At 45.9% G+C, this 26,238-nt stretch carries 25 protein-coding genes and 1 tRNA gene; 20 read left to right on the top strand and 6 right to left on the bottom strand.

Going from position 1 to position 26,238, the window contains the following annotated elements; all coding sequences use genetic code 11:
* Nucleotides 1-111: 111 nt before the first annotated feature.
* A complete protein-coding gene (locus tag C1A02_RS05580; RefSeq protein WP_101697220.1) occupies nucleotides 112-1,299 on the bottom strand; it encodes a cadherin-like beta sandwich domain-containing protein in 1,188 nt (395 codons plus the stop codon).
* Between the two features lie 214 nt (nucleotides 1,300-1,513).
* Between C1A02_RS05580 and C1A02_RS05575 the strand changes: the two genes are divergently transcribed.
* Nucleotides 1,514-2,044: a glycosyl-4,4'-diaponeurosporenoate acyltransferase CrtO family protein gene (locus C1A02_RS05575; RefSeq protein ID WP_101697219.1), complete on the top strand. Its 531-nt coding sequence runs from the start codon at nucleotides 1,514-1,516 to the stop codon at nucleotides 2,042-2,044.
* Nucleotides 2,045-2,109: 65 nt separating this feature from the next.
* Here the strand turns inward: C1A02_RS05575 and C1A02_RS05570 are convergent, their stop codons facing one another.
* Nucleotides 2,110-3,501 carry an MATE family efflux transporter gene (locus tag C1A02_RS05570; protein ID WP_101697218.1) on the bottom strand — a complete coding sequence of 464 codons (1,392 nt, stop codon included), beginning with the start codon at nucleotides 3,499-3,501 and terminating at the stop codon, nucleotides 2,110-2,112.
* Between the two features lie 471 nt (nucleotides 3,502-3,972).
* On the opposite strand from C1A02_RS05570, the gene C1A02_RS05560 reads away from it, so the two are divergent.
* From C1A02_RS05560 to C1A02_RS05540, 4 genes are all read left to right on the top strand, one after another.
* On the top strand, nucleotides 3,973-6,060 hold the full coding sequence (locus C1A02_RS05560; RefSeq protein ID WP_101697216.1) for a glutamine synthetase III family protein: 2,088 nt from the start codon (nucleotides 3,973-3,975) through the stop codon (nucleotides 6,058-6,060).
* A 371-nt stretch (nucleotides 6,061-6,431) separates the two neighbouring features.
* Nucleotides 6,432-6,908 (top strand): desulfoferrodoxin family protein, encoded by a 477-nt coding sequence (locus C1A02_RS05550; protein WP_101697214.1) that lies wholly within the window; start codon nucleotides 6,432-6,434, stop codon nucleotides 6,906-6,908.
* Nucleotides 6,909-6,952: 44 nt separating this feature from the next.
* A complete protein-coding gene (locus C1A02_RS05545; RefSeq protein ID WP_101697213.1) occupies nucleotides 6,953-8,653 on the top strand; it encodes an acyl-CoA dehydrogenase family protein in 1,701 nt (566 codons plus the stop codon).
* A 66-nt stretch (nucleotides 8,654-8,719) separates the two neighbouring features.
* Nucleotides 8,720-9,127, top strand: a complete 408-nt coding sequence (locus C1A02_RS05540) for a bacteriohemerythrin (RefSeq protein WP_101697212.1) — start codon at nucleotides 8,720-8,722, stop codon at nucleotides 9,125-9,127.
* Between the two features lie 67 nt (nucleotides 9,128-9,194).
* On the opposite strand, the gene C1A02_RS05535 is transcribed toward C1A02_RS05540, so the two are convergent.
* The gene (locus C1A02_RS05535) at nucleotides 9,195-9,482 is read right to left on the bottom strand and encodes a hypothetical protein (RefSeq protein ID WP_101697211.1); all 288 of its coding nucleotides are present in this window, start codon (nucleotides 9,480-9,482) and stop codon (nucleotides 9,195-9,197) included.
* A 585-nt stretch (nucleotides 9,483-10,067) separates the two neighbouring features.
* Complete coding sequence (locus C1A02_RS05525; RefSeq protein ID WP_101697210.1) at nucleotides 10,068-10,250, bottom strand: ribbon-helix-helix protein, CopG family; 183 nt, start codon at nucleotides 10,248-10,250, stop codon at nucleotides 10,068-10,070.
* A 307-nt stretch (nucleotides 10,251-10,557) separates the two neighbouring features.
* Between C1A02_RS05525 and C1A02_RS05520 the strand changes: the two genes are divergently transcribed.
* The 14 genes from C1A02_RS05520 (at nucleotide 10,558) to C1A02_RS05455 (ending at nucleotide 22,055) form a co-directional block, all read left to right on the top strand.
* Complete coding sequence (locus C1A02_RS05520; protein ID WP_129588146.1) at nucleotides 10,558-10,938, top strand: hypothetical protein; 381 nt, start codon at nucleotides 10,558-10,560, stop codon at nucleotides 10,936-10,938.
* A gap of 85 nt (nucleotides 10,939-11,023) precedes the next feature.
* Nucleotides 11,024-11,506, top strand: coding sequence for an RNA polymerase sigma factor (locus C1A02_RS05515; RefSeq protein WP_101697208.1), 483 nt, complete (start codon nucleotides 11,024-11,026; stop codon nucleotides 11,504-11,506).
* Nucleotides 11,496-12,086: a hypothetical protein gene (locus tag C1A02_RS05510; RefSeq protein ID WP_101697207.1), complete on the top strand. Its 591-nt coding sequence runs from the start codon at nucleotides 11,496-11,498 to the stop codon at nucleotides 12,084-12,086. The genes C1A02_RS05515 and C1A02_RS05510 overlap by 11 nt, the downstream gene beginning before the upstream one ends.
* Before the next feature lie 504 nt (nucleotides 12,087-12,590).
* A complete protein-coding gene (locus C1A02_RS05505) occupies nucleotides 12,591-13,187 on the top strand; it encodes a phage minor head protein (RefSeq protein WP_101697206.1) in 597 nt (198 codons plus the stop codon).
* A gap of 17 nt (nucleotides 13,188-13,204) precedes the next feature.
* Nucleotides 13,205-13,498 carry a barstar family protein gene (locus C1A02_RS05500; protein ID WP_101697205.1) on the top strand — a complete coding sequence of 98 codons (294 nt, stop codon included), beginning with the start codon at nucleotides 13,205-13,207 and terminating at the stop codon, nucleotides 13,496-13,498.
* 39 nt (nucleotides 13,499-13,537) lie between these two features.
* Complete coding sequence (locus C1A02_RS05495; RefSeq protein WP_101697204.1) at nucleotides 13,538-13,831, top strand: barstar family protein; 294 nt, start codon at nucleotides 13,538-13,540, stop codon at nucleotides 13,829-13,831.
* Between the two features lie 39 nt (nucleotides 13,832-13,870).
* Nucleotides 13,871-14,164: a barstar family protein gene (locus tag C1A02_RS05490; protein WP_101697203.1), complete on the top strand. Its 294-nt coding sequence runs from the start codon at nucleotides 13,871-13,873 to the stop codon at nucleotides 14,162-14,164.
* 39 nt (nucleotides 14,165-14,203) lie between these two features.
* Entirely contained in the window at nucleotides 14,204-14,497 is a 294-nt protein-coding gene (locus tag C1A02_RS05485; RefSeq protein WP_101697202.1) for a barstar family protein, read from the top strand.
* 190 nt (nucleotides 14,498-14,687) lie between these two features.
* Entirely contained in the window at nucleotides 14,688-16,997 is a 2,310-nt protein-coding gene (locus C1A02_RS05480) for a heavy metal translocating P-type ATPase (RefSeq protein WP_101697201.1), read from the top strand.
* A 29-nt stretch (nucleotides 16,998-17,026) separates the two neighbouring features.
* Nucleotides 17,027-17,254 (top strand): heavy-metal-associated domain-containing protein, encoded by a 228-nt coding sequence (locus C1A02_RS13885; RefSeq protein WP_101697200.1) that lies wholly within the window; start codon nucleotides 17,027-17,029, stop codon nucleotides 17,252-17,254.
* A gap of 29 nt (nucleotides 17,255-17,283) precedes the next feature.
* A complete protein-coding gene (locus C1A02_RS05470; RefSeq protein ID WP_101697199.1) occupies nucleotides 17,284-17,547 on the top strand; it encodes a metal-sensing transcriptional repressor in 264 nt (87 codons plus the stop codon).
* A gap of 248 nt (nucleotides 17,548-17,795) precedes the next feature.
* The gene (locus C1A02_RS05465) at nucleotides 17,796-19,730 is read left to right on the top strand and encodes a methyl-accepting chemotaxis protein (protein ID WP_101697198.1); all 1,935 of its coding nucleotides are present in this window, start codon (nucleotides 17,796-17,798) and stop codon (nucleotides 19,728-19,730) included.
* A 294-nt stretch (nucleotides 19,731-20,024) separates the two neighbouring features.
* Nucleotides 20,025-20,100 (top strand) — tRNA-Lys (locus tag C1A02_RS05460).
* Nucleotides 20,101-20,309: 209 nt separating this feature from the next.
* The gene (locus C1A02_RS05455) at nucleotides 20,310-22,055 is read left to right on the top strand and encodes a CotH kinase family protein (protein ID WP_101697197.1); all 1,746 of its coding nucleotides are present in this window, start codon (nucleotides 20,310-20,312) and stop codon (nucleotides 22,053-22,055) included.
* A gap of 329 nt (nucleotides 22,056-22,384) precedes the next feature.
* Here the strand turns inward: C1A02_RS05455 and sdaAA are convergent, their stop codons facing one another.
* Complete coding sequence (gene sdaAA / locus C1A02_RS05450; RefSeq protein WP_101697492.1) at nucleotides 22,385-23,260, bottom strand: L-serine ammonia-lyase, iron-sulfur-dependent, subunit alpha; 876 nt, start codon at nucleotides 23,258-23,260, stop codon at nucleotides 22,385-22,387.
* Between the two features lie 2 nt (nucleotides 23,261-23,262).
* The gene (gene sdaAB / locus C1A02_RS05445; RefSeq protein ID WP_101697196.1) at nucleotides 23,263-23,943 is read right to left on the bottom strand and encodes an L-serine ammonia-lyase, iron-sulfur-dependent subunit beta; all 681 of its coding nucleotides are present in this window, start codon (nucleotides 23,941-23,943) and stop codon (nucleotides 23,263-23,265) included.
* Nucleotides 23,944-24,413: 470 nt separating this feature from the next.
* On the opposite strand from sdaAB, the gene C1A02_RS05440 reads away from it, so the two are divergent.
* Entirely contained in the window at nucleotides 24,414-26,225 is a 1,812-nt protein-coding gene (locus C1A02_RS05440) for a methyl-accepting chemotaxis protein (RefSeq protein ID WP_243577929.1), read from the top strand.
* The last annotated feature ends 13 nt before the right edge of the window (nucleotides 26,226-26,238 follow it).

Genomic DNA, 26,238 nt, shown 5'->3' with positions numbered 1-26,238 from the left:
GTCTTTGTATGCGAAAAATACAGGAATCCAAATGCAATATCATAATATAAAAGAAGGAGGGGAAAAAACTTTCCCCTCCTTCTTTTGGTTTGTGTTTTTTACTGTCCCCTGTTACTTTTTCTTCCGGTTTTTCCAATGTCCGGCTACTGCGAATCCAGTCAGAATCATAACGCAGCCCGCCAGAATCCATTGAGGAACGGCATCGGACTGACCGCCCATAATATACAGGTTGCGTTCTCCCGCCGGGGCAATGGCATTAACATTGTCTTGCTGGGGGGTGGGGGCTTCTGCGGATGTCTTTTCAGAAGCTTTTTTGGAGGAAGATGTTTTTGCGGCAGACGGTTTTGAAGACGCGGCTTTTCGGGAGGTCGTTTTTGTGCTTTTGGAAGAAGCGGTACTTTTTGCCGCAGCAGCAGCCTGTTTTGTGCCGGAAGATGTGGTTTTGCTGCTGGAATCTTTTTGCGGTTTTATAGAAGAACTGCCGGGCTCTGGCAATTTTGGATCATCACCGGAAGAAACGGGTGCCTGTGCCCGAATTACATTGATCAGGTACTGGGACTTGGCCTTTTTATCCTGAGCGGTGACAGTAATCACGATCTCAGTGGTTTCTCCGGCTCGCAAAAGCGTTCTGCGGCTGATTCTGGCAGATGCTCCGCTGGCGGGATCTGCCTGAAATTGGACGGAACTGACCGAAGACCCAACTCTTAGCGTATATTCGGCGATGTCCGGTGAAAAGGCAGGATGCAGTTTTCCGGTGGAAGGCACTAAATCAGTCAGCTGGGCATCCTGCGATAAAGCCGGTTTGATCGATACCCCTATTATTTGGTTTGTGTCATATTGCGGGATTAGCTTTTCTGACCAGTCTGCCGACTGATCGATTTGAACGCCGATTTCTGTTTTTCCCGGCGCCGCATCCTCGGGTACAGAAAAGACAAAGGTAAGACAAGAGCCGCGCAGGCGCGGAGCAGAGATTCCGTCACAGGCATAAACACCGGTGACCGTTTGCCCGTCCGAATAATATTGAAATGCTCCGCTTTGTATTTGGGCAGTGGTTTCCGTCTTTACAAAATTCAGCTTCGAATTGTCATAGGTCAGAATCATGCGAAACGCAGCAATAATATCTGTTTCAGACAAGTTGTCCGAATTGGCAGAAAGCTGCATTCGAATGGTTTCGCCCGGATAAGCGGCGGCCTGTACGGCCGATACAGAAAAATAACTTTGAGAGGCGGCAAAAGCACTGGAGTGATAACCAATCACAAAAAAACATACAATCATAGAAAGAAGCAGCCGTTTTTTCATTAAGAACGCCCTTTCGAATTTGATAGGTTTGCTCTTTTGCTTGCAAATTCGTATTTTTTCTTATTCTAACACAAAGGGATCCGTGCCGCAACAAACAGGAAACAGGCGGGGTTGTTGCGGTGCGTTCATGGTTTATTAACAAATTTCGGCGAAAAAAAAGTTATTATGACAAAGAATGAAGTGTTGATTTGCAGTACTTGGGGAAGGAATTATTATGATAAAAAATGAAACTTTGCTGCATCTGGTGATGTGGAATATTATGGTTATCACCGTGTGGCATTGTATTGTGTTTTTTGCTTGTATCAAGCTGCCGCGCCAGATGTTTGATCCGTCAAAAAGTCGTTATCAGGCATTTGGATGGGAACAAAACGGCAAATGGTACCGTACTTATTTAAAGATCCATTTGTGGAAAGACAGTGTGCCTCAGCACATTGGAAAAGAAGGTTTTTCTAAAAAGAATCTTAAAAAGATTTCGATTGAATATCTGGATGAATTTCGAATGGAAACCTGCCGTGGTGAATGGATGCACCTGAAAAACTGCCTTTGTGCAGTTGTGGTGATTGTTTTAAATCCGTCCCTTTCGGTGGGCGGTTTTTTCTCATTTCTTATTTTGTTGGGCAATCTTCCATTTGCCTGTATTCAAAGATACAATCGGTTTCGTCTGGATGTTCTGCGTAAAAGTTTAATTCGGGAATCGGCTCGTGCCAGAATGGAAGAAAAAGCGGTGGCGCAGCTGCATTCTTGAGTTTCAATCAATTTTGGATAAAATATAGCCCGGGTATTTTCCATTTGGAAAGTCCCCGGGCATTTTTATTCTGTTTTTTCCGGTGCTGGGTGGGTTTGGGCAGAAAGAACAGAAACCCACTGTGTTCGAAGAATGATAAGCGTTATGATGACTGCGGCCATCAGGTTTGAAAACAGGTGACCCCAGAACACAGAAAATACGCCCAGATACGGTTCGGTGACCAAAATAAACAGATAGCGTAAAAACCAGACCCGAAGGATGCTGATGATAAGGGGAACTCTGGTTTTTCCAAGTCCGATAAAAGCCCCCTGCTGCACCATGCAGATTCCGAAACCGATGACCGAATAAATGTAAATGTGCAAAGAACTGCTGGCAACCTCAAGCACCTGCGGGTTGCGGGTGAACAGGCGGGTCAGCGGCCCGATAAAGGGAACAATCATCGAAATCAGCACTGCGGCGGTCAAAGTGCTGAAACCGCAGGCTGCCCACATGGCCTTTTTTGCTCGTTCTTTTTGCCCGGCACCGATGTTCATGCTGACCATGGTGGTGACGGTGGGGCCGAAAGCCCCGGTCATGGCAAAGCAAATGGTGGTGATATTGCTGGCAATTCCCTGGCCGTTTAACACAATGGCCCCGTATTTTTGCACCTCGTTGTTAATTAGGTAAAAACCCAAATTCAGCATCACGTTAGACAACATGGTGGGCAGGCCAATCCGCAAAAGATCGGCGGTAACTTCCCGGTCTAGCTTCAGGCCGGGCCAGTCCAGCTTTTCCGGGGATTTGGAACAGAAAAGCTCATAAAACATAATCAGACATACAATCACATTGGACAAAAACGAGGAAAGGACGCAACCGACAATTCCCCAAAGAAGTTGGTAGATAAACAGATAGTTAAACAGAATCTTTAAAAACAGCAGCAAAAGCATCCGGAAAAACGTGGCCTCGGGCTTTCCGTTGGCGTTTTTTACTGCATTGTAAACCGCCTCCATAAAATAAAAGGGAAGGGCAAAGGCGTTGAGGGTTAGATACAACCACACAATATCCGATATTTCAGAGGTCACAATGGCAGAGATGGGGAAGGCCAAAATCGCCATGACGGGAATGACCAGAATTCCCATGGCGAAAGCCAGCAGAATCAGTTGGGAAGAAACCCGACGGCCCTTCTCAAAATTCCCCTGCCCGTTCAGCTGCCCGATAACCGCCATGCCGGCTGCCCCCAATCCCTGAGAAAGAGCGACCACCATGTTCAGAATCGGCTGACAATAAGTAACGGCGCTGGCCACATAAGGGCCTGCCACATTGTTGATGAACAATCCGTCAGACAGCGGCATCATGGACTGCACCAGACCCATCATCAGTGAGGGCATGGCCAAGAGCATCAGCGTTTTCGAAATGCTGTTGTGTAAAATCATATCGCGGCGGCTTTCAACGCTTTGGTTTGCAAAAGCGAGTTTCATGAGCATCCAGCTTTCTAAAAAAGTGATAAAAACAAAGGAAATCAGCCATGCCTGAGGCAGAGCTGATGATTTGTGAGTACGGCCACCGGCAGAATCGGCCGTGAGCCGTAAAAGTTCTGTTGTGAATTTTTACTGTTTTTTGGGCCGTGTTTCAGGCGATGGAAAAATTCGTCTTTATTGTAGTTGATTTTTGGGGGGAAGTAAACCGCTTGTGTGAAATTTTTTCTGAACAAAGGCTTCTGATCCAATTTTTGTTTCTTTGCGCAGAAAACTCAGTTTCTTTTGTGGAACCTTTTCAGAAAATTTCGAATAGTATAAAAAGAAATCTCGCAACCCGCCGAAAATTTTTAAATCCATTGACATTGAAACTCGATTTTGCTATAATTACAAACGTGAAAACAGTAAGGGCGCTGTAGGTCATGTAACCTACAGCGCCTTTTTTGTATTTAAAAACCCAAAGGAGGAAGCTGTATGAGCAAGATTCCGGAGTATTTTGGCAGCTTGGTTTTTAATGAAACCGTAATGAAGGAAAGATTGCCTAAGGATACGTTCAAGGCATTAATGAAAACAAGACAAGAGGGGATTCCCCTTGACGCCCAAGTAGCGGATGTAGTAGCAAACGCCATGAAGAATTGGGCCATAGAGAAAGGCGCGACACATTTTACCCATTGGTTCCAACCCATGACCGGAATCACCGCTGGAAAGCACGACTGCTTTATCAGCCCGGCCGGTGCCGGAAAAGTGATTATGGAATTTTCAGGCAAAGAACTGATTCAGGGTGAACCGGATGCTTCCAGCTTCCCCAATGGCGGAATTCGCGCTACCTTTGAAGCCCGCGGCTATACCGCATGGGATCCCACATCCGACGCCTTTTTAAAGGATGGCTCTTTGTACATTCCCACCGCATTCTGTTCTTATGGCGGCGAAGCGCTGGATAAAAAAGCGCCGCTGCTTCGCTCGATGTCTGCGCTGAATAAGCAGGCCATGCGGATTCTCAGACTGTTTGGAAACCCAGAGGTAGCCAGCACCACCGTTACCGTTGGGCCGGAGCAGGAATATTTTCTGGTTCCGGAAAAATTGTTCCGCAAGAGAGAGGATCTGGTGTATACCGGGCGCACTCTGTTCGGGGCAAAGCCGCCCAAGGGTCAGGAACTGGAAGACCATTATTTTGGCGAGCTAAAAGCATCTGTTATCGACTTTATGAAAGAGATGGATGAAGAGCTGTGGAAGCTGGGAATCCTGAGCAAAACCAAGCATAATGAGGTAGCACCTGCACAGCACGAAATGGCCCCCATTTTTGCCCCCTGTAATGTTTCTACGGATCAGAATCAGCTGACCATGGAAGTGATGAAAAAGGTGGCGGCCCGCCATGGGCTGACTTGCCTGCTGCATGAAAAACCCTTTGCGCGGGTAAATGGCAGCGGAAAGCACAACAACTATTCGATTTCCACCAACACCGGTGTGAACCTGTTGGAGCCCGGTGATTCCCCCAAAGAGAATGCCCAGTTCCTGCTGTTCTTGGTTGCGATTATCAAAGCCGTTGACGAGCATCAGGACTTGATGCGCATTGCTGTGGCAGATGCCGGAAACGATCACCGTTTGGGCGGGCACGAAGCGCCCCCGGCCATCGTATCCATTTTTGTGGGCGAAGAGCTGGAAAGCGTGCTGGATGCCATTGAACAGGGCACGGAATGCACCGGCAAAGGCTGCACCTTTATGAAAATCGGTGTTGATGTGCTGCCCCCCATCCGCAAAGATTCCACTGACCGGAACCGTACTTCTCCCATGGCGTTTACCGGGAATAAATTTGAATTCCGGATGCAGGGTTCTTCGAGCTCCATCGCCTGTGTGAACATCATGCTGAACACCATGATTGCAGATGCACTGTGCGGGTTTGCCGATGAGCTGGAAAAGGCGGAAAATTTCCACGAAGCATTGAATGAATTGATTCGCCGTACCATAAAGGAACACGGGCGCATTGTATTCAACGGAAACAACTATTCCGAAGAATGGGTGCAGGAAGCCAAGCGCCGCGGCCTGTTAAACCTGAAAACAACGCCGGAAGTCCTGCCTTACTATGTCCGCAAAGAGAATGTGGAAATGTTTGAGAAGCACGGTGTTCTTTCTGAAACGGAACTTCGCTCCCGTTATGAGATTATTCTGGAGCAGTATTCCAAGCAGGTTCGAATTGAAGCACTGACCATGCTAGAGATGATTCGCAAGGACATTCTGCCCGCAGTCAGTTCTTATACCGGAGATTTGAGCGTTCAGGCCATTCACAAGCAGAAGCTGAAAATCAGCTGCGATTTGGAATGCGAACAGATTAAAAAGCTGACCGAACTGTCTGAAAAACTGTATGCGGTGACCCAGGAACTGCAGAACAGTGTAGACAATGCCGAAAGCTTTGCCAATGTTTTGGTAGAAGCCGAATATTACCGTGACGAAGTCCTGTCCCGCATGGTGGCAGCCCGCACTGCTGCGGATCAGCTGGAACTTGTGGTGGGCAGAAAATATTGGCCTTTCCCCACTTACGGCGAGCTTTTATATGGCGTAAAGTAAGTACATTTGATTTTGTCCGCCTCTGGTCGCGCGGAGGCTTTGTGACCTCATAAAAAGCGAAAAACCCCCGGATGACAGAGCCGGGGGTTTTTCGCTGCCCAATGAAAACAGCATCCCGAATTTCACAAAGCGGGATGCTGTTTTTTTGTTTGTGAACAAATTGATAACAATTATTATTTTTTTCGATAAAATCGCGAAAACCACTTGCGTATTCTATAAAAAAGGGATAAGATGGGACTATATCCTTGGGAAAAAATTCCTCACAGATGATTGGATGGGGATTTATCCTTTGGCTATGCGCCGGCCGAATTGCGGCGGTGCGGTTAGCATAGGCAATCGTTCCGGTTTATTATCAGAAAAGGAGTGGTACTATGAAGTCGACTGGTTTTTATCATTGTGATACTTGTAATAATTTAGCGGTGCTTATCAGCACTGGTAAAGCTTTATTGCATTGCTGTAACGAACCCATGGAACAGCTTTCGGCAAAAGAAACAGGCAGCGGGCAAGAAGAGCATGTTCCCGTGTTAAGTGTCTCAAACAATCGGTTGAAGGTTGCGATAGGTGCTGTGGAACATCCCATGACCCAAGAGCATTACATCCAGTGGATCGCCTTGCAGGAAGGCAATCACATGGAATCTGTTCGGCTGCGTCCCGGGGATAAGCCCGAGGCAGAATTTTCGTATCATCCTTTTGATGAGCAGCAAGAGCTTTTTGTGGGGGAAAACGATGAGATTGTTCCCAATTGTGAAGGGAACCCCTGCAATTTTGTCTTGACGGAACAGCCGGCGGCCCGTTCGGTCGTTTATGCTTACTGCAACCAGCATGGGCTGTGGAAGGCAGAAATTTAAATTAAGGGCGGGATAACGCAAAAAAGAAAGGGGATTTGAGAAGAATGGGATTGCAACTAACAGAACAACAAGAAAAAATTCGGCAGCAGGTGCGGGGCTTCGCAGAAGAAAAGCTGGCACCGATTGCCTTTCAGCTGGATCAGAACAATGAATTTCCGGTGAAGATAGTAGAGGAATTAGGCCAAATGGGCATTATGGGGGTTCCTTTCCCCAAAGAATACGGCGGAATGGGGCTTGACACCCAAAGCTATGTGCTGGCGGTGGAAGAGCTTTCTCGGGTAGACGGCGGAACCGGCGTTATTTTATCGGCGCATGTTTCTTTGGGCAGCTGGCCCATTTATGCTTTTGGCACTGAAGAGCAAAAACAAAAGTACTTAAAGCCGTTGGCATCCGGTGAAAAGCTGGGCGCTTTTGGCTTGACGGAATCTGAGGCGGGCAGCGATGCGGGCGGCACACAGACCACTGCTGTTCTGGACGGGGATCATTATATTTTGAATGGTTCCAAGGTGTTTATCACCAATGCGGATTTTGCGGATACCTATATTGTGTTTGCGGTGACCACCCCCGGCATCGGCACCAAGGGCATCAGTGCGTTTATCGTTGAGAAGGGCTGGAAGGGATTTACTTTCGGTACTCATTATAATAAAATGGGAATTCGTTCCTCTGCCACTGCGGAACTGATTTTCCGCGATGTGATGGTTCCGAAAGAGAACCTGTTGGGGCAAGAGGGTCAGGGCTTTAAAATTGCGATGCAGACGCTGGAAGGCGGACGCATTGGCATTGCGGCTCAGGCATTGGGAATTGCTCAGGGTGCTTTTGAAAAGGCACTGGAATACTCGAAAGAAAGAGTCCAGTTTGGGGCCCCCATCTCTCGTCAGCAGGCGGTTGCCTTTAAACTGGCGGATATGGCTACCAAATTGCAGGCAGCCCGCCTTTTGGTTTATCATGCTGCGCAGTTGAAAGACAGTCATTTGCCTTATGGAACCGACTCTGCCATGGCAAAGCAGTATGCTTCTGACATTGGCTTAGAAGTGGTAAACGATGCGGTTCAGATCTTTGGCGGCTCTGGCTATATTAAGGGCTTTGAAGTGGAACGCATGTATCGCGATGCGAAAATTTGTACTATTTATGAGGGCACCAACGAAATTCAGCGTTTGGTTATTTCGTCTGCTTTGCTGGGAAAAGCAAAGAAAAAACCCGCCGAAGCAAAGCCCGCGGCGGCTCCCGCAGCAGGGGCTTCTAAATTGGCAGGGCAGACCGGCCCGCGCAAAGGGGTTCTGATTCAGGACGGCACCGCAGAAGAGAAAGTCAAAGCTCTTTTGAGCCAGATTTCGGCAGAAACCTTAAAGGCCAGTGCACCGGCAGATCCGGATTTGCAGCTTTCTAAAGCAGACCGCGTGGTCAGTGTAGGGCAGGGATTAAAGGCCAAAGAAGACTTGGCTTTGGCAGAGGCTTTGGCAAAGGCTTTGGGTGCTCAGGTCGGCGCATCCCGCCCTGTGGCAGAAGAAAGAAAATGGCTGCCGCTGGATCACTATGTGGGCATTTCCGGTCAAAGATTCCATGGCTCTTTGTATGTAGCAGTGGGTATTTCCGGTGCGATTCAGCACTTGCGCGGAATTGCTGACGCAGGAACCATTATCGCAATCAACAACGATCCTCAGGCACCGATTTTCCTCAATGCCGATTACGGAATTGTGGGGGATCTGTATGAGATTCTTCCGCTGCTCACCAAGGCTTTGCAGTAACAGGGGAACAGGAAGTTTTACACCGCGCGGCATTTGGCCTGCGCTTAGTAAAAAGGAGTGGTATGAATGGCGTATACATTAACAAAAGACTTAATTACCAGTAACAGTATGATCGATTCCCAGCACCAACAGCTGTTTGATGCAATCAATGCGTTGCTGGATGCCTGCTCAAAAGGGCAGGGGCGTGCAGAAATTGGGAAGACACTGGATTTTTTAAGCAAATATGTGGATAAGCATTTTTCAGATGAAGAAAAGTTGCAAAAGCAGTACGGATATCCCGGGTATGAACAGCACCATAAATACCACGAAGAATACAAGAAGATTATCCGCGAGCTTCAGCAAGAGCTGAGCCAGAACGGTGCCAATATCGCGCTGGTGGCGAAAGTCAATACGGCAATTGGCGGCTGGCTGGTGAATCACATCAAGCGGGAAGATCTGAAAATGGCACAGTTTATCCGGGAAAATCAGAATTAATCTGCGGGAAAATTCCGCTGAAAAAGCGCTGTCCGATTGTTCGGACAGCGCTTTTTTAAAAGAAAACCTATGCCGATTTTAAACCTTGATCCACCCAAATTTCTAATAATGAAGATAATAGATTGCCTTTGGTAATCAGTTCAAATTCAGGGGTATCGCCATTGCGGCAGATACGCAAAGCCTGCAAAGCCGCCAGACGGCAATGGCTTTCTGGTTGAAGTTTCAGCTGATATTCTGTGTGATTGATAAAAAGCTCCACTGTGTAGCTGGCCGACAAAAGCTCTGGTTGGGCGCTTTGAATTAGTTGCCGATAAAGCTGTTCATACTTTTCTGGTTTTAGCTGTCGAATAATCATAATGACACGTTCCTTTCTGAATTCGGTATGTGTTACCCGACAGAGCCTTGAAAGGAATCGCGGTGTATGGTAAACTATTTACACCGTAGTTGCCTTCGGGTATCTGTCGGGTTGGTGGGAAGTGGCGGTTATCTGTAGTGGGATGCGCCGCTTCCTTTCATTTTTTGAGGCTTTTGTGAACAAGGTCAATCCCCTTACGGACGATTTCCGATTTTGTGGTATTCAGGCTTTCTGCTGATTCATTGAGTTTTTCTATGCTCTCATCATCCAGCCGAACCCGAAACATGGTTGCCTTGGGGTTATCTGTTGGTCGCCCCATTTTACTCTTTTCGCTGATACACTCACCTCCTTTTGTAGCGACAATATAATAATACATTAATATAGCTACAAAAGTCAAGCTTTTTAATAGGATGTTGTTATCCTTTTTAGACCATATTTGGTTTATTTGATATATGTTTGTTGCCCAGCAGAGCCTTGAAAGAAACTGCGGTGCATGGTAAACTATTTACACCGTAGTTGCCTTCGGGCATCTGTCGGGATTGGTGGGAAGTGGCGATTGACTTTAGCGAGTTGCGCCGCTTCCTTTCATTTTTTCTCAAGGAAATCATTCACCATATCAATTCCTTGTCTAACAACATCAGAACGGGTCGTGTTAAGCTTTTCTGCACAAGAATCCAGCTTGGCTATGGTCTTTTTATCTACCCGCAAATAGATTCGTTCGGACAAAGGATTATCTGATGGTGGACGTCCTATCTTTTTCTCCGACATTCACTCACCTCACTTTTTGTCGGCGTATAATTATAATATTATTTGGCCGACAAAAAGTCAATATACATTTACTGCTTTTTTCTATTAAAGAGTGCGGCATATTATCCTGAACTGAAAAATCTTTTTGTGCCATTAGCATGGCTATTTTTCTAAGGACATTCTTCTTTCACTACCTCGCCCCTCAGGCCGGGGCGGGCCCCTACTTTCTTTCAAGAAGAAAGTAGGCAAAGACTTGCCAAGGCTCTGCCTTTGGAATCCGTTTAAAATCAGGGAAAGACGAAAGCGTTGTGTAACGCGCCGCTAAATCGTGGGTGGCGCACTCGCTAAGGCGGCGCGCTACCTCACGGCGGCGCTATCTTTAGCTGGGTGTAAATTTTTCTTTTCGGTAGTCTTGGGAAAAGATTGTTTCTATTTGTGTGAACACATGAAATATAATATTTTCAAGGTTTACCGCCGGGAGTATAAAAAGCGCTTTGGCTGGATTAAAGCCGGGAAGATTGAGCAGGAGGGCTTCTATGCTTGGGGTGAAAAAGCCAGAGAAGAAAAAGCCAGATGTGATAATGGGGAAATTTCCTTAAAAGAGTTTACAAAGTGGCGGAAGGAATTGAAATCACTTATTTTATCAGCGGAAAAAGCACTGAACTCAATTAGAGAATCAGTGCTTTTTCACTATGGCAAAAATTTTTGAAAATTTAAGGTTGTGTTGTAACCTTTCCTAATTCTCATTTGTATTATTGGTGAAAGGCCTTTCAAACAGATCAAGGAGCATGCTTATGAAACCATCAGTAGAGATACTGGTTGAAAAATATCGGAGCAATCTTTATGCTGTGGCGTTTAATGTATGCAAAAACGCACAGGATGCCGAAGATGTTGTTCAGGATACCTTCATCCAGTATTTATCACACAAAAAAGATTTTGAATCGGATGAGCACATCCGCGCTTGGCTCATCCGGGTGGCAATTAACAAAGCCAAGAATAAGAATAATACTTTTTTCAGGCGGAATTTGCTGCCATTAGAGAATTACATAGAAACATTGACTTTCGAGACGGAAGAATCCTCCGAGTTATTTGAAACAGTGATGAAACTCCCGGAAAAGTATCGCATCGTCATTCATCTGTTTTACTACGAGGATTATTCAGTAAATGAAATCGCGGGTATTTTAAGGGTGATGCCAAGTAATGTAAAGGTAAGGTTATCGCGCGGAAGAATGTCGCTTCGCAACACATTAAAGGAGGTATGGGAAAATGACGAATAAGGAGAAATACAAACAGGCGTTTTCTGCAATTCATGCCTCTGATGATTTTTCTTTGGAGGTAGAAAAAATGGAAAGAATAAATAAACAGCATAAATTCAAAACCATGATTGCTTCTGTTGCTGCATGTGTGATGATTGTGGGCAGCGCCACCGCTGCATATGCCGCGGATGTAGGCGGAATTCAGCGTACCATCCAGCTTTGGATTCACGGTGACCAAACGGAGACAACGATTCAGTTCGATGGAAACGGAAGTTACAGCATGGACTACACTGACGGCGAAGGAAATATGAAGCATCAAGGTGGAGGCGGGGTTGTGATCGCACCTGACGGAACCGAAACACCTGCGTCGGAAGAAGAACTCATGGAGCAGCTGACGGCCCCGGATGTGGAATATGAGGATGACGGCTCTGTTTGGATTTACTGGTTCGATCAAAAAGTTGACATCACCGACAAGTTTGAGAAGGGTGTTTGCTATGTCAAGCTTGAAAGCGACAAGGAAATCTTGTACATGACCGTAAAGTATCAAAACGGTTATGCCACCAGCCCTCATAGATACCTGAGTCCTTCTGAGTTTAACTAATGATATATCAGGTGCCGAAAAAATTGAAATTATGTAGCAAGATCATCTCTAACACAGCCGACAGGTGCTCTTCTTGAGCATCTGTCGGCTGTTTGCTTGATAATACTGCCTGTGTGACTTGCATATAGTTTTGTACCATTCTTTAGAAGAACATCTCATTTGTGTTGCCCTGAGGGAGGCTAGGGGGAGAGGATCGAAACTCTCCCCTTGGAAAGCCTTTGCTTCCTTTCGCCTTTCCGCGAAAGGAAGTGCCCGCCCCGACATGAGGGGCAAAGTAGAAATATGAAGAATATTTTTTCTAAAAATAATAGGTTTTGAAAAATATGAAAGAAGTCAATTATTTGATTGGCTTCTTTTATTTTTTATGCTACACTTTTGGTAAGATAAAATATATAATAATTATTTTTAAATTTATAAAAATTGTACTGTTTTACACAAGTTTTCTATGTTTCTGCCCTAATTAGAAAAGGATGACAAGCCTTATTCTATTTAGGGGTGTTAAAAATGTACATTAAACAAGCATTCGGATATGTATTGCAATATGAGGATTCAACGGTTACCTGCAAAGAATTGCTTGATTTCTATGATCCGCCCGTGGTAAGAAGCATCAATTGGAAACATTGGGTCACTCGGTTGGATTTCAAAACCTGTTTGAGATGTCGAGATAAAAATGGCCAGATTTATGGGATATCGGATACTCCTTGGGAGCCACCGCCATTGCATCCCAATTGCCGGTGTTCAATAGAAATGATGTCAGCGGTTGTAGCCGGAAACGGAACAAAAGATGGAAAAAACGGCGCAGATTGGTGGATGAAAAACCATGGTATTTTACCGGATTATTATATTTCAGAAAAAGATTTGATCAATTTAAAGTGGAAATGGGGCAAGGCTCCGGCTAAATTTGCGCCGGGAAAAATGGCCGCAATGGGAATCTATAAAAACGAAGATGGGCATTTGCCGCAAGTGCCGGGCCGTATCTGGCACGAAGCGGATATCAATTATTACAAAGGGAAGCGCAACAAGCATCGGCTGCTTTGGTCGAATGATGGATTATTGTTTGTGACCTATGATCATTATGAAACGTTTATCGAAGTACTATAAGAAAGAAGGAATCTAAAATGAGCGAACAAAAAATTGTCACTTTGGATTTAACGGGCTGCAAGTCTTATTGGGAGCTTCACGAGAGAATCCGAATCACTTTTGGTTTTCCGGAATGGTATGGGAAAAACTGGAGTGCCTTTTGGGATTTGCTGAGTAACGATTGTGATGCAGATAAAGTGGAAGTTATGGGAGAGCATACATTGTCGAAAGAATTTGCTCCAGATATTGAAAAGATTCATGAAATACTGCAAAGGAATAAAGAAGAATGCGAAAGGTTTGGCTGGAGCTGTGATTATGAAATTATAAACTGAATGAAACGTTTATTGAGGGAATAGAAGGAGGAACCTAAAATGAGCGAACAAAAGATTGTCACTTTGGATTTAACGGGCTGCAAGTATGCTGGGGAATTTCACGAAAGAATCCGAATTGCTTTTGATTTCCCGGAGTGGTATGGGAAAAACTGGAGTGCCTTTTGGGACTTGCTCCGTACGGAATGCGATGCGGACAAAGTGAAAATTATAGGGGAACATACATTGCCCAGAGAATTTGATGGATATATTGAAAAGATGCATGAAATACTGCAAAGGAACAAAGACAACCATAAACAGTATGGGCATAATTTTGAATTTGAAATTATCAATTGAATGGAATGTTTATCGAGGGAATAGAAGGAGAAATTTCAAATGAGCGAACAAAAGATTGTCACTTTGGATTTAACGGATTGCAAGTATGCTGGTGAATTTCATGAGAGAATCCGGGTTGCTTTTGATTTTCCGGAATGGTATGGGAAAAACTGGAGTGCCTTTTGGGACTTGCTCCGTACGGAATGTGATGCAGATAAAGTTGAAATTATAGGCGAGCATACCTTGCCCAGAGAATTTGATGGATATATTGAAAAAGTGCATGAGATACTGCAAAGGAACAAAGACAACCATAAACAGTATGGGCATAATTTTGAATTTGAAATTATCAATTGAATGGAATGTTTATCGAGGGAATAGAAGGAGAAATTTCAAATGAGTGAACAAAAGATTGTCACTTTGGATTTAACGGATTGCAAGTATGCTGGTGAATTTCATGAGAGAATCCGGGTTGCTTTTGATTTTCCGGAATGGTATGGGAAAAACTGGAGTGCCTTTTGGGACTTGCTGAGTAACGATTGTGATGCAAATAAAGTTGAAATTATAGGAGAGCATACGCTGCCCAGAGAATTTGATGGATATATTGAAAAGATGCATGAAATACTGCAAAGGAATAAAGAACATTGTGAAGAGTATGGCTGGAGCTGTGATTATGAAATTATAAACTGATTTTACCCAACGAAAAGTTTTAATTCTTATAAAGAGCTGTAAAAAGCCGCAGATTATCTGCGGCTTTTTTCATGTGGATGGAAAAACACTGGGACAGGCATACTAAAACATGGTAAGTTCTACTTGACAAACAAAAAAAATTAGAGTAAATTAAACATACACCCCACCGGGGGTATAGAGAGGTGATTTTATGAATCAAAAATATAATGTAACCGGAATGACTTGTTCCGCCTGCTCTGCCGCGGTGGAAAAAAGCGTCAAAAAAGTGGAAGGTGTGAACGGTGTTACCGTCAACCTTTTGTCCAACAACATGATGGTGGACTTTGACGAAGGGATGACCGACAATGCTCAGATTATCAGCGCAGTAGAAGCGGCCGGGTATGAGGCGTCCGTCTTTGTGCGCGGTGCTGCTCCTGACCAGCAGAAAGCGGTGGATCCGGTGCAGGAAGAACTCAATTCCATGAGGGTGCGCCTGATTGTCTCGTTTATGTTCTGGATTCCCCTGATGTATCTGGCGATGCACCATATGATGAAGGAATGGTTCGGAATTCCCGTTCCCGCCTTTTTGGTCAACGCGTTTCATGGCCCGGAAAACGGAATTGCCTTTGCCTTTACCCAGCTTCTTTTGCTGGCGCCCATCGTTTATGTGAACCGAAAGTATTTTCAGGTGGGTTTTAAAACGCTCTGGAAACGCTCGCCCAATATGGATTCCCTGATTGCCATCGGTTCCACGGCGGCGATTGTCTATGGCATTTTCGTGATTTATCGAATCGGATATGCCTTGGGTGCCGGGGACATGATGACGGCAGATCATTATTTGATGGATATTTATTTTGAATCGGCAGGAACTATTTTGACGCTGATTACTTTGGGCAAATATCTGGAGGCCCGCTCCAAGGGGAAAACTTCAGAAGCCATTTCGAAATTGATGGATTTAGCGCCCAAAACGGCTTCGGTTCTGCGGGACGGCAAAGAGCAAGAAATTCCTGTGGAACAGGTACGGGTAGGCGATATCGTTTTGATTCGCCCCGGAAAAAGCATCCCTGTGGACGGTGTGATTACCGAGGGTTCTTCTGCGGTAGATCAGTCTGCCCTGACGGGAGAAAGCATCCCGGTGGAAAAGAGCGTTGGGGATGCGGTGATTGCCGCTACGCTGAACAAAACCGGATTCTTTAAAATGGAAGCCCAAAAGGTGGGCGGCGACACCACTTTAGCTCAAATTATTGAGCTGGTGGAAGAAGCCAGTTCTTCCAAAGCCCCCATTGCCAAGTTGGCCGATAAAATCAGCGGCATTTTTGTTCCCGTTGTGATTTTAATTGCCTTGGCATCTGCCATTACCTGGCTGATTGCGGGGCAAACTTTTGAATTCGCTCTTTCCATTGCTATTGCAGTGTTGGTTATTTCTTGCCCCTGCGCATTGGGCCTGGCAACCCCGGTGGCCATTATGGTGGGAACCGGAAAAGGTGCATCTAACGGGATTTTGATTAAATCTGCAGAAGCGCTGGAAACTGCACATACCGTAAAAACGGTGGTTCTGGACAAAACCGGAACCATCACCGAAGGAAAGCCCCGGGTAACCGATATTGTTACGGCTTCTGGAATAGACGAACAGGAATTGCTGACGGTGGCGGCTTCCATTGAAAAACCCTCAGAGCATCCTTTGGCAGAAGCCATTGTGGAAAAGGCCAAAGAACTTTCTTTGGAGCTGCATTCGGTGGGCGATTTTCAGGCCGTATCGGGCCGTGGAATTCTGACCAGTATCGAAGGCGTGCCTTATGCGGCGGGAAATCTGGCTTTGATGCAGGAGCAGGGCGTCTCTTTTGAAGGGCTTCAGCAAAAAGCGGAATCCTTTGCAGAGGAGGGCAAAACCTCGCTGTATTTCGCCAAAGAAAAACAGTTGCTGGGCGTAATTGCCGTGGCCGATGTGATTAAACCCACCAGCCGTCAGGCGGTGGAAGAATTGCGGGCCATGGGGATTGACGTAGTGATGCTGACAGGGGATAATCAAAGAACAGCCGAAGCGATTCGCCGTCAGCTGAATATTGACCGCGTGGTTGCCGAGGTGCTGCCCCAAGACAAAGAAGAAGAAGTTCGTTCCATTCAGGCTTCGGGAAAGAAAGTGGCCATGGTGGGGGACGGAATCAACGATGCACCGGCGCTGGCTCGTGCGGATGTGGGCATTGCTATCGGGGCCGGTACGGATATTGCCATTGAATCCGCAGACATTGTTTTAATGAAAAGTGATTTGATGGATGCGGTCACGGCCATTCAATTGAGTCGGGCAACGATTCGCAATATTAAAGAAAATCTTTTTTGGGCATTTTTCTATAACACCATTGGGATTCCCCTGGCGGCAGGCGTGTTTTATGTTCTGCTGGGCTGGAAGCTGAACCCCATGTTTGCGGCGGCGGCCATGAGCCTTAGCTCCGTTTGCGTGGTACTCAATGCTCTTCGTCTGAAATTCTTCAAACCCCACCGGCGGTTTGAATCCGATTTATAAATTTGACAAAGAAGAAAGGAAACGGTACTATGAAAAAGTTAATTACCATTGAGGGAATGCATTGCGAGCATTGCCAGGCCAAAGCAGAAAAGGCGCTGAACAGCATGGAAGGCGTTCAGGCCAAGGTGAATTTAAAGAAGAAGCAGGCGACTGTGACTCTTAGCAAAGACATTTCGGATCAAGAGTTTGAAAAGGTGCTTCAAGAGGCCGGCTATGAAGTGAGCTCTATTACAGAGAAAAAGGGACTGTTCGGTTAATGACAGCCCCGCAGCAAGGAGGTGGAAAAGTGCAGGCTGACAGGGAAAAAACAATCCGGATGCTGAAAACGGCCCGGGGTCAAATCGATGGCCTGATCAAAATGGTGGAAGAAAATCGGTATTGTATCGATATTTCAAACCAATTGATGGCCACTCAGGCTATCCTTCGCAGCATTAACCGGGACGTACTGCATGCCCATCTGAACGGTTGTGTGCGGGAAGCTTTGGGAAGCGGAGAACAGCAGAAAAAAATTGAAGAGATCATCGGCGTGATGGATAAGCTGTCTAAATAGCTTACAAACACCCCGTTATAATGGAAAAAGATATTTTACTTTTGTAAAATATCTTTTTTATTTTCTTCTTTTTTGGTCAATATTTGTGAGAAACGGTCGATAAATAAGATAAAGATCCATTTTTACAAAGAACAGACTGCGAACTTTTTTAAAAGCATGGAAAAAAAGTCAAGTGGATTCTATTTTGGGAAAATGAATCGCAATAAATTTCTGTCTGAATTTTTAACAGAAAGAGAGGAATTGACGAAGTGAAGTCCTTAAAAACAAAGCTATATATTTTTATCATGGTTCTGGTGTTGTTTACCAATATATTGGCAACAGGCGTCACCTGTTGGTTGTCTTATCGGAATTCCGTCAAACAGGCGGAAGAAACTTCTACTTACCTAGCAAATTCCTATAAGATGTCGATCGACTCCGAGATGGCTCAGTACCGGACACAAGTGGCTCAGGCCGGGCAGTCACCAACGCTCAGCAATCCGGATGCGGCGGCTCAGCAGCAGTATTTGCAGCAGCAGGCCAAAGCGGTCGGCTTCTTGTATTTTGCTCTTGCAGATGGGCAGGGCAATACCCAGCAGGACGGCAGTGTTTCACAGGAAGCTTGGTTTCAGTCTGCCAAATCTGGAAAACCGTATATTGACAGCCCGGTGAAAAGTCGCCGGGGGGAAGAGCTCACTTTGACTGTTGCGGCTCCTGCCGTTGACGGAAAAGTAATTTATGGCGAAGTGAACTATGACGATTTCAGTAAAAATATGACGAGCATCAAGATTGGTGCTGATGGTTATGCGTTCTTAATTGACCATAACGCCAAGACAGTAATGCATCCCACCAAAGCCACAGTAGAAAATCCGGTGGATTATTTTGAAAAGGTAAAAACAGATAAATCGTTTGAACCCATTGCCGGTTTGTATCAGCGGGTGATAGCGGGGGAATCCGGAATACACTATACCTTATATCAGGGCAACAAACGATTGGTGGGCTTTACCATCTTAGAAGGCCCAGAGAAATGGGGAGTTGCCATAACCAGGCCGATTAGCCAGATTATGGAGGATTTGTACCGCACCTTGTTTATTAACATTGGCGTTGCAGCTACCTTACAGCTTTTGACATTCTTGGCGGCCATATGGTTCTCTACCCGGCTTACGAAACCCATTGAATCCACAACCCGCAGACTTGAGCTTTTGGCTAAGGGAGATCTTCAGACCGAAGTTCCCCAGATCAAGGGTCAGGATGAAATTGCCCGTTTGGCGAAAGCTTTGGGGTATACGGTGCAGGAAGTTCGGACATACATTCAGGATGTGGCAGATGTTTTGGGTAGTGTTTCTCAAAATGATTTGACCATTCAGAGTGAAGTGCAGTATCAGGGCGACTTTATGCCCATTCAACAAGCTTTAGAGAAAATTTTGCAGTCGCTGAATGAAACCTTCTCCGGAATCACACAGGCGGCCTATCAGGTGCACGCCGGGGCGGAAGAAATGGCGCTGGGTGCTCAGAATCTGGCTCAGAATTCAGCGGAACAGGCTGCTACCGTAGAGCATCTGAACAACTCGCTGCTCAGTGTGTCTGAGCATGTAAAAAATAATGCGTCCCATGCTTCTACCATGGAGAATCTGTCCAATGAAACCATTCAGTTTGTAAATCAGGGCAACGATCAAATGCAGCAGATGCTTCAGTCCATGCAGGATATTAACCGTTCTGCGGATGAGGTTCTGAATATTATTAAAGTGATTGATGACATTGCGGCTCAAACCAATATTCTGGCACTGAATGCTGCGGTGGAAGCCGCCCGCGCAGGCGCCGCAGGAAAAGGGTTTGCAGTTGTGGCGGATGAGGTTCGCAGTTTGGCATCTAAAAGCGCCAAGGCGACCGAAACCACTGGGGAATTGATTCAAAGAGCCATCGATTCCGTGAAAAAGGGATTGGTCATCGCCGACCAGACCGCACAGTCTTTAAATCAGATTGTGGAAAAAACCAATCAGGTAAACGGATTGATTAATCAGATTGCCGACGCTTCGAACGAACAAGCCAAGGCGATTATGGAGCTGGACAGCGGAATGTCTCAGATTTCTTCCGTAACCCAGACCAACTCTGCAACGGCTCAGGAAAGCGCGGCCGCCAGTGAAGAACTGAGCAGCCAGTCAGAAGTCCTGAAAGAATTGATGAATAAGTTCCGCACCAAAAATTAGTGTGAGGATAGAAACATCTTTACTGGAACCGATATTTCGGTGAGTGGTATGAAAGCCGGCCTTTTCCTTTGGATCAGGCCGGCTTTTCAATTTTGTAGGATCCAAAATTGAAATTTAAGAAAGTTTCATTATCATTTGAGTGTTTTTCTGGGGCATTTTTTCCGTGTATGTTTGCCGCAGATAGGACAATACTAGGTTTTGTTCCAATTCCTTGCCAAATTTTAAAAAAATATCTGTTTTTGTGTTGACAAGCTTCGGTTCAGTTGATATAATATACGAGTTGTTAACCGGAATGAATCATTAGCTCAGTTGGCAGAGCACCTGACTTTTAATCAGGGTGTCCGGGGTTCGAATCCCCGATGGTTCACCAAAAGCAGCCCATTCTTTTGAATGGGCTGCTTTTTTTCTGTTTTTATACTTTTGTCAAGAACAGAGTTACACAACATAAGGGCAGCAGATATGTTTGATTTCGGGTCGGTTTTTTCAGGTTGTTTTCAGTGTAAAATGCTACAATCACAGAAATATCATCACTGAGGGAAGAAACTGAGATGAAATATCACATAAGGAGATTTTTATCGAATGAGTAAGAGAAAATTTTACCCGTTTTTATCTGTACTGCTGGTAATGTCTTTGTTGTTGTCTGCCTGTTCCACAGGCCAAACCGCTTCATCAAAATCCAGTGTGGCCTATGCTTCGCAAATTGACAAAGATTCTGTAATGACAGTTGAAATCACAGCAGACCCTGACCAGTGGCAAACGATGCTGGACAACGCGGCGCAAAAAGAATACATTGCGGCAGATATTACAATCAATGGAACAACCATTCAGAATGTTGGAATCAAACCGAAAGGGAATTCCAGCCTGAAGGGGGTTGCAGAAAATGACGACAGCAATCGTTATAGCTTTAAAATAAAGTTTGATAAATATGTGGATGGCCAAACATGGATGGGTTTGGATCAGCTTGTGTTAAATAACAATTATTCTGATGCCACATCTATGAAGGAATATTTTAGCTATGATATTATGGATTTCATTGGAGTGGACGCTCCGTTGTTTTCTTATGCCAACATTCGCGTCAATGAGGAATCCTGGGGTTTTTATCTTGCGATTGAAGTGCTGGACAGCAGTTATCTGGAACGCACGAAAGATGGTGAGGGCGAACTGTATAAGCCTGACAGTGTAGAGATGGATAAAATGAATATGGCAAATCCGCAGGGTGAGCCGCCAAGCGGTACATCGGGAGCTGAAAGTGGCGCATCTTCTGCTGTTCCTTCGGCAAACCAGACAGCCGGCGCCTCATCTGACGCCAGCCAGAAAGAAAAAGAAAATGGCCGGCAGGTTCCGCCGAGTTTTGACGGCAATCAAAGGCCGGCAGGCGGCGGAGGAATGCGGTCGGATGATGCCACTGCGCTGATCTATACGGATGATGAGGAAACCAGCTATTCTTCTATATTTGACAATGCCGAAACCAAAACCGATGAGTCGGATCACAAACGTGTGATTGAGGCAATTAAAAATCTGAACAGCGGAACCGATTTAGAAAAATATGTGGATGTAGATGCTGTGCTGCGGTATCTGGCGGCACATACAGCCGTAGTGAATCTAGACAGCTATTCGGGTAATATGGGGCATAACTATTATCTTTATGAAAACAATGGGCAAATCAGTATGCTGCCATGGGATTACAACATGGCATTCGGGGGCTTTCAATCACAGGATGCGGGTTCGGTTGTCAATTTTCCTATTGATACCCCCGTTTCTGGAGCTTCTATGGAAGATCGGCCGATGATATCTAAACTTTTGGAGGTACCGGAATATCTGGAAAAATACCATGAATATTTACAGCAGATAGTGGACGGTTATTTTTCTAATGGAAAGTTCGAGGAGAAAGTAAATAAAATTAATACTCTGATTTCCAGTTATGTGAAAGAAGATCCCTCGGCATTTTATAGCTTTGAAGAGTATGAAAGTGCAGTCGGTGAGTTTAAGAAATTGGGCACGCTGCGTGGGGAAAGTATGGAGGGGCAGCTTGACGGAACGATTCCATCTACTACGGAAGGGCAAAAAGCGAATTCAAATCAATTAATTGATGCATCTTCTTTGAATTTGGCCGTATTGGGCAGTTCCAATCTTAAAGGGGGAGAAGGGCCGGGTGCATTTGGTGGAATGGATCCTGAAGTAATGAAAAAGGCAATGGAGATATTACAGTCTGCCACAAACGGCACACTCACTGAAGAACAAAAAAATCAACTAAAAGAGCTTGGATTGACAGAAGAACAAATAGAATCCATCTTAAACAGAGCACAGCCCAAACAGATGAAGTAGGGTTCTGTGGTGTGAAGCTGAAAAGCGCACGATTGCGGATAAAAAGCAGTTGAGAGACACATAACCTTTCATCAGGCCATTCTGCGTTCGGGTTCTCGATGGTTCGATCCTTTCAAAAGGCAGCCTATTCAAAAGAATAGGCTGCCTTTTCTGCTGTTCGAAGGATTTGATCTTCCGGGTTTTAAAACAATCTTTCTGTTTTGGGGTTCCAATAGAGTCTCGATTTTTTATTTTTTGTATTGCTCAAGAAACTGGGTTTCGGAAGAAAGCTTGGACAGATTGATTTTTAAAAGCCTAAGTTTTGTTGGGGATGAAATGCTTTTTTGCAATCAATCTTTGATGAAAATATTTTCAAAGATACTTTTGGCAGTAGGCGTAGCGGCCAAGCCCCCTTGGGCGGTTTCCCGCAATTGAACAGGCAGCATTTTTCCGGTTTGATACATGGCGCCAACCACCTCATCCGGCGGAATCACGCAGCGCAGGCCGGCCAATGCCCAGTCTGCGGAAAGCAAAGCGTTCATTGCCTGAGATCCGTTTCTTTGGGCACAAGGAACCTGCACCAATCCTGCCACCGGATCGCAGACCAGCCCCATGGCATTCATCAGGCAAAACGCACTGGCATGGGCGGCAGCTTCCGGCGAACCACCGCAGAGCTCCACGGCGGCTGCCGCTGCCATAGCCGCCGCCACGCCGCATTCTGCCTGACACCCGCCTTCGGCTCCGGCCACAGTGGCGTTGTGCATTACCACGGCACCGATGCCCGATGCCGTCAGCAGTCCGCAAAGCGTTTCCCGCAGGGACAGTTTTTGTTTTTCCCGCACCGAAATTAAAACAGCAGGAAGGATTCCGCAGGCTCCTGCAGTAGGGGCGGCACAGATTTTCCCCATGGATGCATTTACTTCGCTGCAGGAAAAGGCCATGGCCATGGTTCGGTTCAGCCAAGGGCCACACAGGGAATCCTGCATGTTGGCATATTGATTCTGGGTGGAGCTGATGCCCGTAATCAGTCCGCCGATGGACGGCTGGGGAATGGATAGAGCTTTTTGGGCGGAACGTTCCATCACTTGATAGGTTTTTTCCAGCCGCTGAAAAATTTCTTCTTCGGTTTTCTCCGTTAGTTCCGCTTCATTTTTTAAAACAACTTTCCATAGAGGAGTTCCCGCTTCCTGGGCGGATTTTAATAAACCATCAATATTCTGGTACAAAATCATTCCTCCCCTTTCCCGATGTTGACAACTCGGACATGGAATACCTGCTGAATTTTTTCCAGCTGTGTCACGGCTTGCTCCGGAATCAGATCGTCTGTTTCAATGGTACAAAGGGCGGTTCCGCCTTTTGCCGCGCGGCTGACTTTCATCACCGCAATATTGATTCTGTAACCTGCCAGTATGCCGGTCAGTTCGCTGATGGCTCCCGGACGATCCCGGTAGCTTAAAATCAAAGCAGGGGATTGGGCGGTGAACTCCGTGGGGAACCCATCGATATTGGTGATAATGATCTGTGCGCCCCCAATGGAGGAACCAATGACGACACATTGGGAACCATCTTCCCGCTCAAATGTAATCACAGCTGTGTTTTCATGGACGCCTTCCAGTTTAGTTTCGTAAAATTCATAAGAGAGCCCGGCCTTTTGTGCCAGTTCAAAGGCCTGGGGAAGGCGCTCATCGTCTTCGTAATATCCCAACGCGCCAAAAACCAATGCCCGGTCTGTGCCGTGCCCCCGATAGGTTTTGGCAAAAGAGCCGTGCAGCCCAAAGGTTACCCGGTGAAACGGCCGCCCGCCGGCTATCATTTTGGCTACCCGGGCCAGTCTGGCGGCGCCGGCTGTGTGGGAACTGGAAGAGCCGATCATAACGGGGCCTATCACTTCAAAAATACTGATGTTCATGAAACCCTCTCCTTTTTTTATCGTCTTTTTTCAGTCTGTTCTTTGAGATACGGAGAAGCAAAATGTCCAAATAAAGCTATTGTACCCAATGGTTTTGTATATTTTGATATAAGAAAAAAATATTGCGCTAAAAAGGATAATAATTTCGATTTTTACTAATTTATCGACAAATTTGGACGATATTTAATATGATGAATTTTTGGGCGGTAATAGAATCCTAACAAAAGAGCGGTAGGGCTGACTCGGCTGCTTCTTCAAAAAATCCGATGTGGAACAAGGATAAAAGCTTTACAGATAAAATGGTCTTGCTTTATGCAATAGGATTTTTCTGATTCCTTTTATTAATTGGATTTTTAGCCGAAATCAGAGGAATAGATAGGGTGATTCTGACTGTAACAGAATTTTTTATGGGATGGACAGATACCGTTTTGTTAAAATTCAAAAGGAAATGTTAGAAAGGCGTGGGGGATTTGAAGTTTCAATTGAAATCATTGCAGCTCAAGGGCAGAATTGTGCGGTTTGCCGGTGTGCAGCTGCTGATCATTATTATGATTTTGACCAGCTTGGCTTATTACTTTATTGGACGTGCGTTTGATACCGCCATGGAAGAAAAAACACTGGCATTTGATAATCAAATAAAAGTTGCGGTAGAAGGTGTTGTCACTTCGCTGCAAGCCAACTACGAGCGCCAGCAGGCGGGGGAAATTACGGAAGAAGAAGCGAGGCTTACGGCAGAAACCATTGTACGCAATTCCCGGTACAATGAGGGTGACGGATATTTTTGGGCGGATATGAAAGACGGCCTTTGTGCAGTCCATTTGAATCCGGACTATCAGGGTCAGATGCGCTATGACGCAAAAGACTTAAAAGGGATCTATTACATTCGAAATTTAATTGCTGCCGGTGATCAAGGCGGCGGATATACAGAGTTCTATTTTACCAAACCCGGATACGAGGGCGCTTTTGAAAAGCGTGCCTATACCCAGCTTTTTGAGCCTTATGGATGGTACATCAGCTCTGGAAACTATTTTGACGACATTCACATAGCAATGGAAGAAAATGAGCGGGAAAAGGCCAAAGAAGAAATTATTTTACTGTTGATTAGTTTTCTGGCTGCTGGCGGTGGATTGACCTTTATGTATCGCTGGGCTGCCCGTTTGACTAAGCCCATTGAAACGGTAACCGAGCGGCTGACCTTGCTTTCTCAGGGGGATGTGCATACGCCGCCCACCGAGCTGGTGAATCGCCAGGATGAAACCGGGCGGCTGACTCGGGCCTGCAAAGACTTGATTGAGAACATGGCAGAAATGATCGGGGATATTACACATCATTTGGAAAACATTTCACAAGGCGATATGCGTTCTCAGGTAACCCACGAATATGTGGGGGATTTTCAGCCGATTCACGACTCTATGGTGCAAATCTATGAGTCGCTTAACGATACCTTGGGTGCTATCAGCCTGTCGGCCGAGCAGGTGAATGCCGGTGCGGATCAGGTGGCGTCCAGTGCACAGTCGCTGGCGGCAGGTGCTTCAGAGCAGTCCAGTTCGGTGGAGCAGCTGACAGATGCCGTGGAAAAAGTGGAAGCGGCGGCCAATCAGAACGCAGCCGGGGCACAAGAGGTTGCGGGCCAGATACGTTTGGTCACAGAGGATATGAGCCGTACCAAAGAGCAGATGAGCCGGCTCAATGCGGCAATGGAACAGGTAAAAGAAACCTCGTCTCAGGTTGAGGATATTACAAAACTGATTCAATCCATTGCCCAGCAAACCAACATTCTTGCACTCAATGCATCTATTGAGGCCGCAAGAGCCGGATCTGCCGGAAAAGGCTTTGCCGTGGTAGCGGCAGAAGTTGGCTCTTTGGCCACGAAAACCGCACAGGCCGTGCAAGAAACCGGTGTGCTGATCAGTGGAACAATACGGGCAATTTCAGAAGGGGCCAGCATGACTCAAACAGTGTCAGACATGGTGGATGGCAGCGTGGAAAAATCCAACATGATTTCTGCAGCGATCCTGGAAATTGAAAAGGCTTGTGTAGAGCAGGCACAGGAAATCTCTCGGATTACTGGCGGGCTGGAGCAAATTTCGAATGTGGTGCAGTCGAATGCGGCTGCCGCAGAAGAAAGCTCCGCATCCAGCGAAGAGTTGTCCTCGCAGTCCCAGGTGCTGTACCGCGAGTTGGAAAAATTCCGTCTGGCAGAGAATGTGGGCAGACAGAGTTCCAATTCCGGATGGAGCGATTCCTTTGACTATCAAAGCAGCGATTATTATTCGCTGTAAGTGTATTTTGTCC

The organism is Clostridium minihomine, from assembly GCF_900240385.1.
GTDB classification, from domain to species: domain Bacteria; phylum Bacillota; class Clostridia; order Oscillospirales; family Acutalibacteraceae; genus Faecalispora; species Faecalispora minihomine.
Note: the sequence above shows the minus strand (reverse complement) of the source record. Positions and strands in the feature narration are given on the sequence as shown.

Bases quoted from the DNA above. Each gene is read 5' to 3' on its own strand.
- C1A02_RS05580 (WP_101697220.1), bottom strand. From the start codon at position 1,299: ATGAAAAAACGGCTGCTTCTTTCTATGATTGTATGTTTTTTTGTGATT.
- C1A02_RS05575 (WP_101697219.1), top strand. From the start codon at position 1,514: ATGATAAAAAATGAAACTTTGCTGCATCTGGTGATGTGGAATATTATG.
- C1A02_RS05570 (WP_101697218.1), bottom strand. From the start codon at position 3,501: ATGAAACTCGCTTTTGCAAACCAAAGCGTTGAAAGCCGCCGCGATATG.
- C1A02_RS05560 (WP_101697216.1), top strand. From the start codon at position 3,973: ATGAGCAAGATTCCGGAGTATTTTGGCAGCTTGGTTTTTAATGAAACC.
- C1A02_RS05550 (WP_101697214.1), top strand. From the start codon at position 6,432: ATGAAGTCGACTGGTTTTTATCATTGTGATACTTGTAATAATTTAGCG.
- C1A02_RS05545 (WP_101697213.1), top strand. From the start codon at position 6,953: ATGGGATTGCAACTAACAGAACAACAAGAAAAAATTCGGCAGCAGGTG.
- C1A02_RS05540 (WP_101697212.1), top strand. From the start codon at position 8,720: ATGGCGTATACATTAACAAAAGACTTAATTACCAGTAACAGTATGATC.
- C1A02_RS05535 (WP_101697211.1), bottom strand. From the start codon at position 9,482: ATGATTATTCGACAGCTAAAACCAGAAAAGTATGAACAGCTTTATCGG.
- C1A02_RS05525 (WP_101697210.1), bottom strand. From the start codon at position 10,250: ATGTCGGAGAAAAAGATAGGACGTCCACCATCAGATAATCCTTTGTCC.
- C1A02_RS05515 (WP_101697208.1), top strand. From the start codon at position 11,024: ATGAAACCATCAGTAGAGATACTGGTTGAAAAATATCGGAGCAATCTT.
- C1A02_RS05510 (WP_101697207.1), top strand. From the start codon at position 11,496: ATGACGAATAAGGAGAAATACAAACAGGCGTTTTCTGCAATTCATGCC.
- C1A02_RS05505 (WP_101697206.1), top strand. From the start codon at position 12,591: ATGTACATTAAACAAGCATTCGGATATGTATTGCAATATGAGGATTCA.
- C1A02_RS05500 (WP_101697205.1), top strand. From the start codon at position 13,205: ATGAGCGAACAAAAAATTGTCACTTTGGATTTAACGGGCTGCAAGTCT.
- C1A02_RS05495 (WP_101697204.1), top strand. From the start codon at position 13,538: ATGAGCGAACAAAAGATTGTCACTTTGGATTTAACGGGCTGCAAGTAT.
- C1A02_RS05490 (WP_101697203.1), top strand. From the start codon at position 13,871: ATGAGCGAACAAAAGATTGTCACTTTGGATTTAACGGATTGCAAGTAT.
- C1A02_RS05485 (WP_101697202.1), top strand. From the start codon at position 14,204: ATGAGTGAACAAAAGATTGTCACTTTGGATTTAACGGATTGCAAGTAT.
- C1A02_RS05480 (WP_101697201.1), top strand. From the start codon at position 14,688: ATGAATCAAAAATATAATGTAACCGGAATGACTTGTTCCGCCTGCTCT.
- C1A02_RS13885 (WP_101697200.1), top strand. From the start codon at position 17,027: ATGAAAAAGTTAATTACCATTGAGGGAATGCATTGCGAGCATTGCCAG.
- C1A02_RS05455 (WP_101697197.1), top strand. From the start codon at position 20,310: ATGAGTAAGAGAAAATTTTACCCGTTTTTATCTGTACTGCTGGTAATG.
- sdaAB (WP_101697196.1), bottom strand. From the start codon at position 23,943: ATGAACATCAGTATTTTTGAAGTGATAGGCCCCGTTATGATCGGCTCT.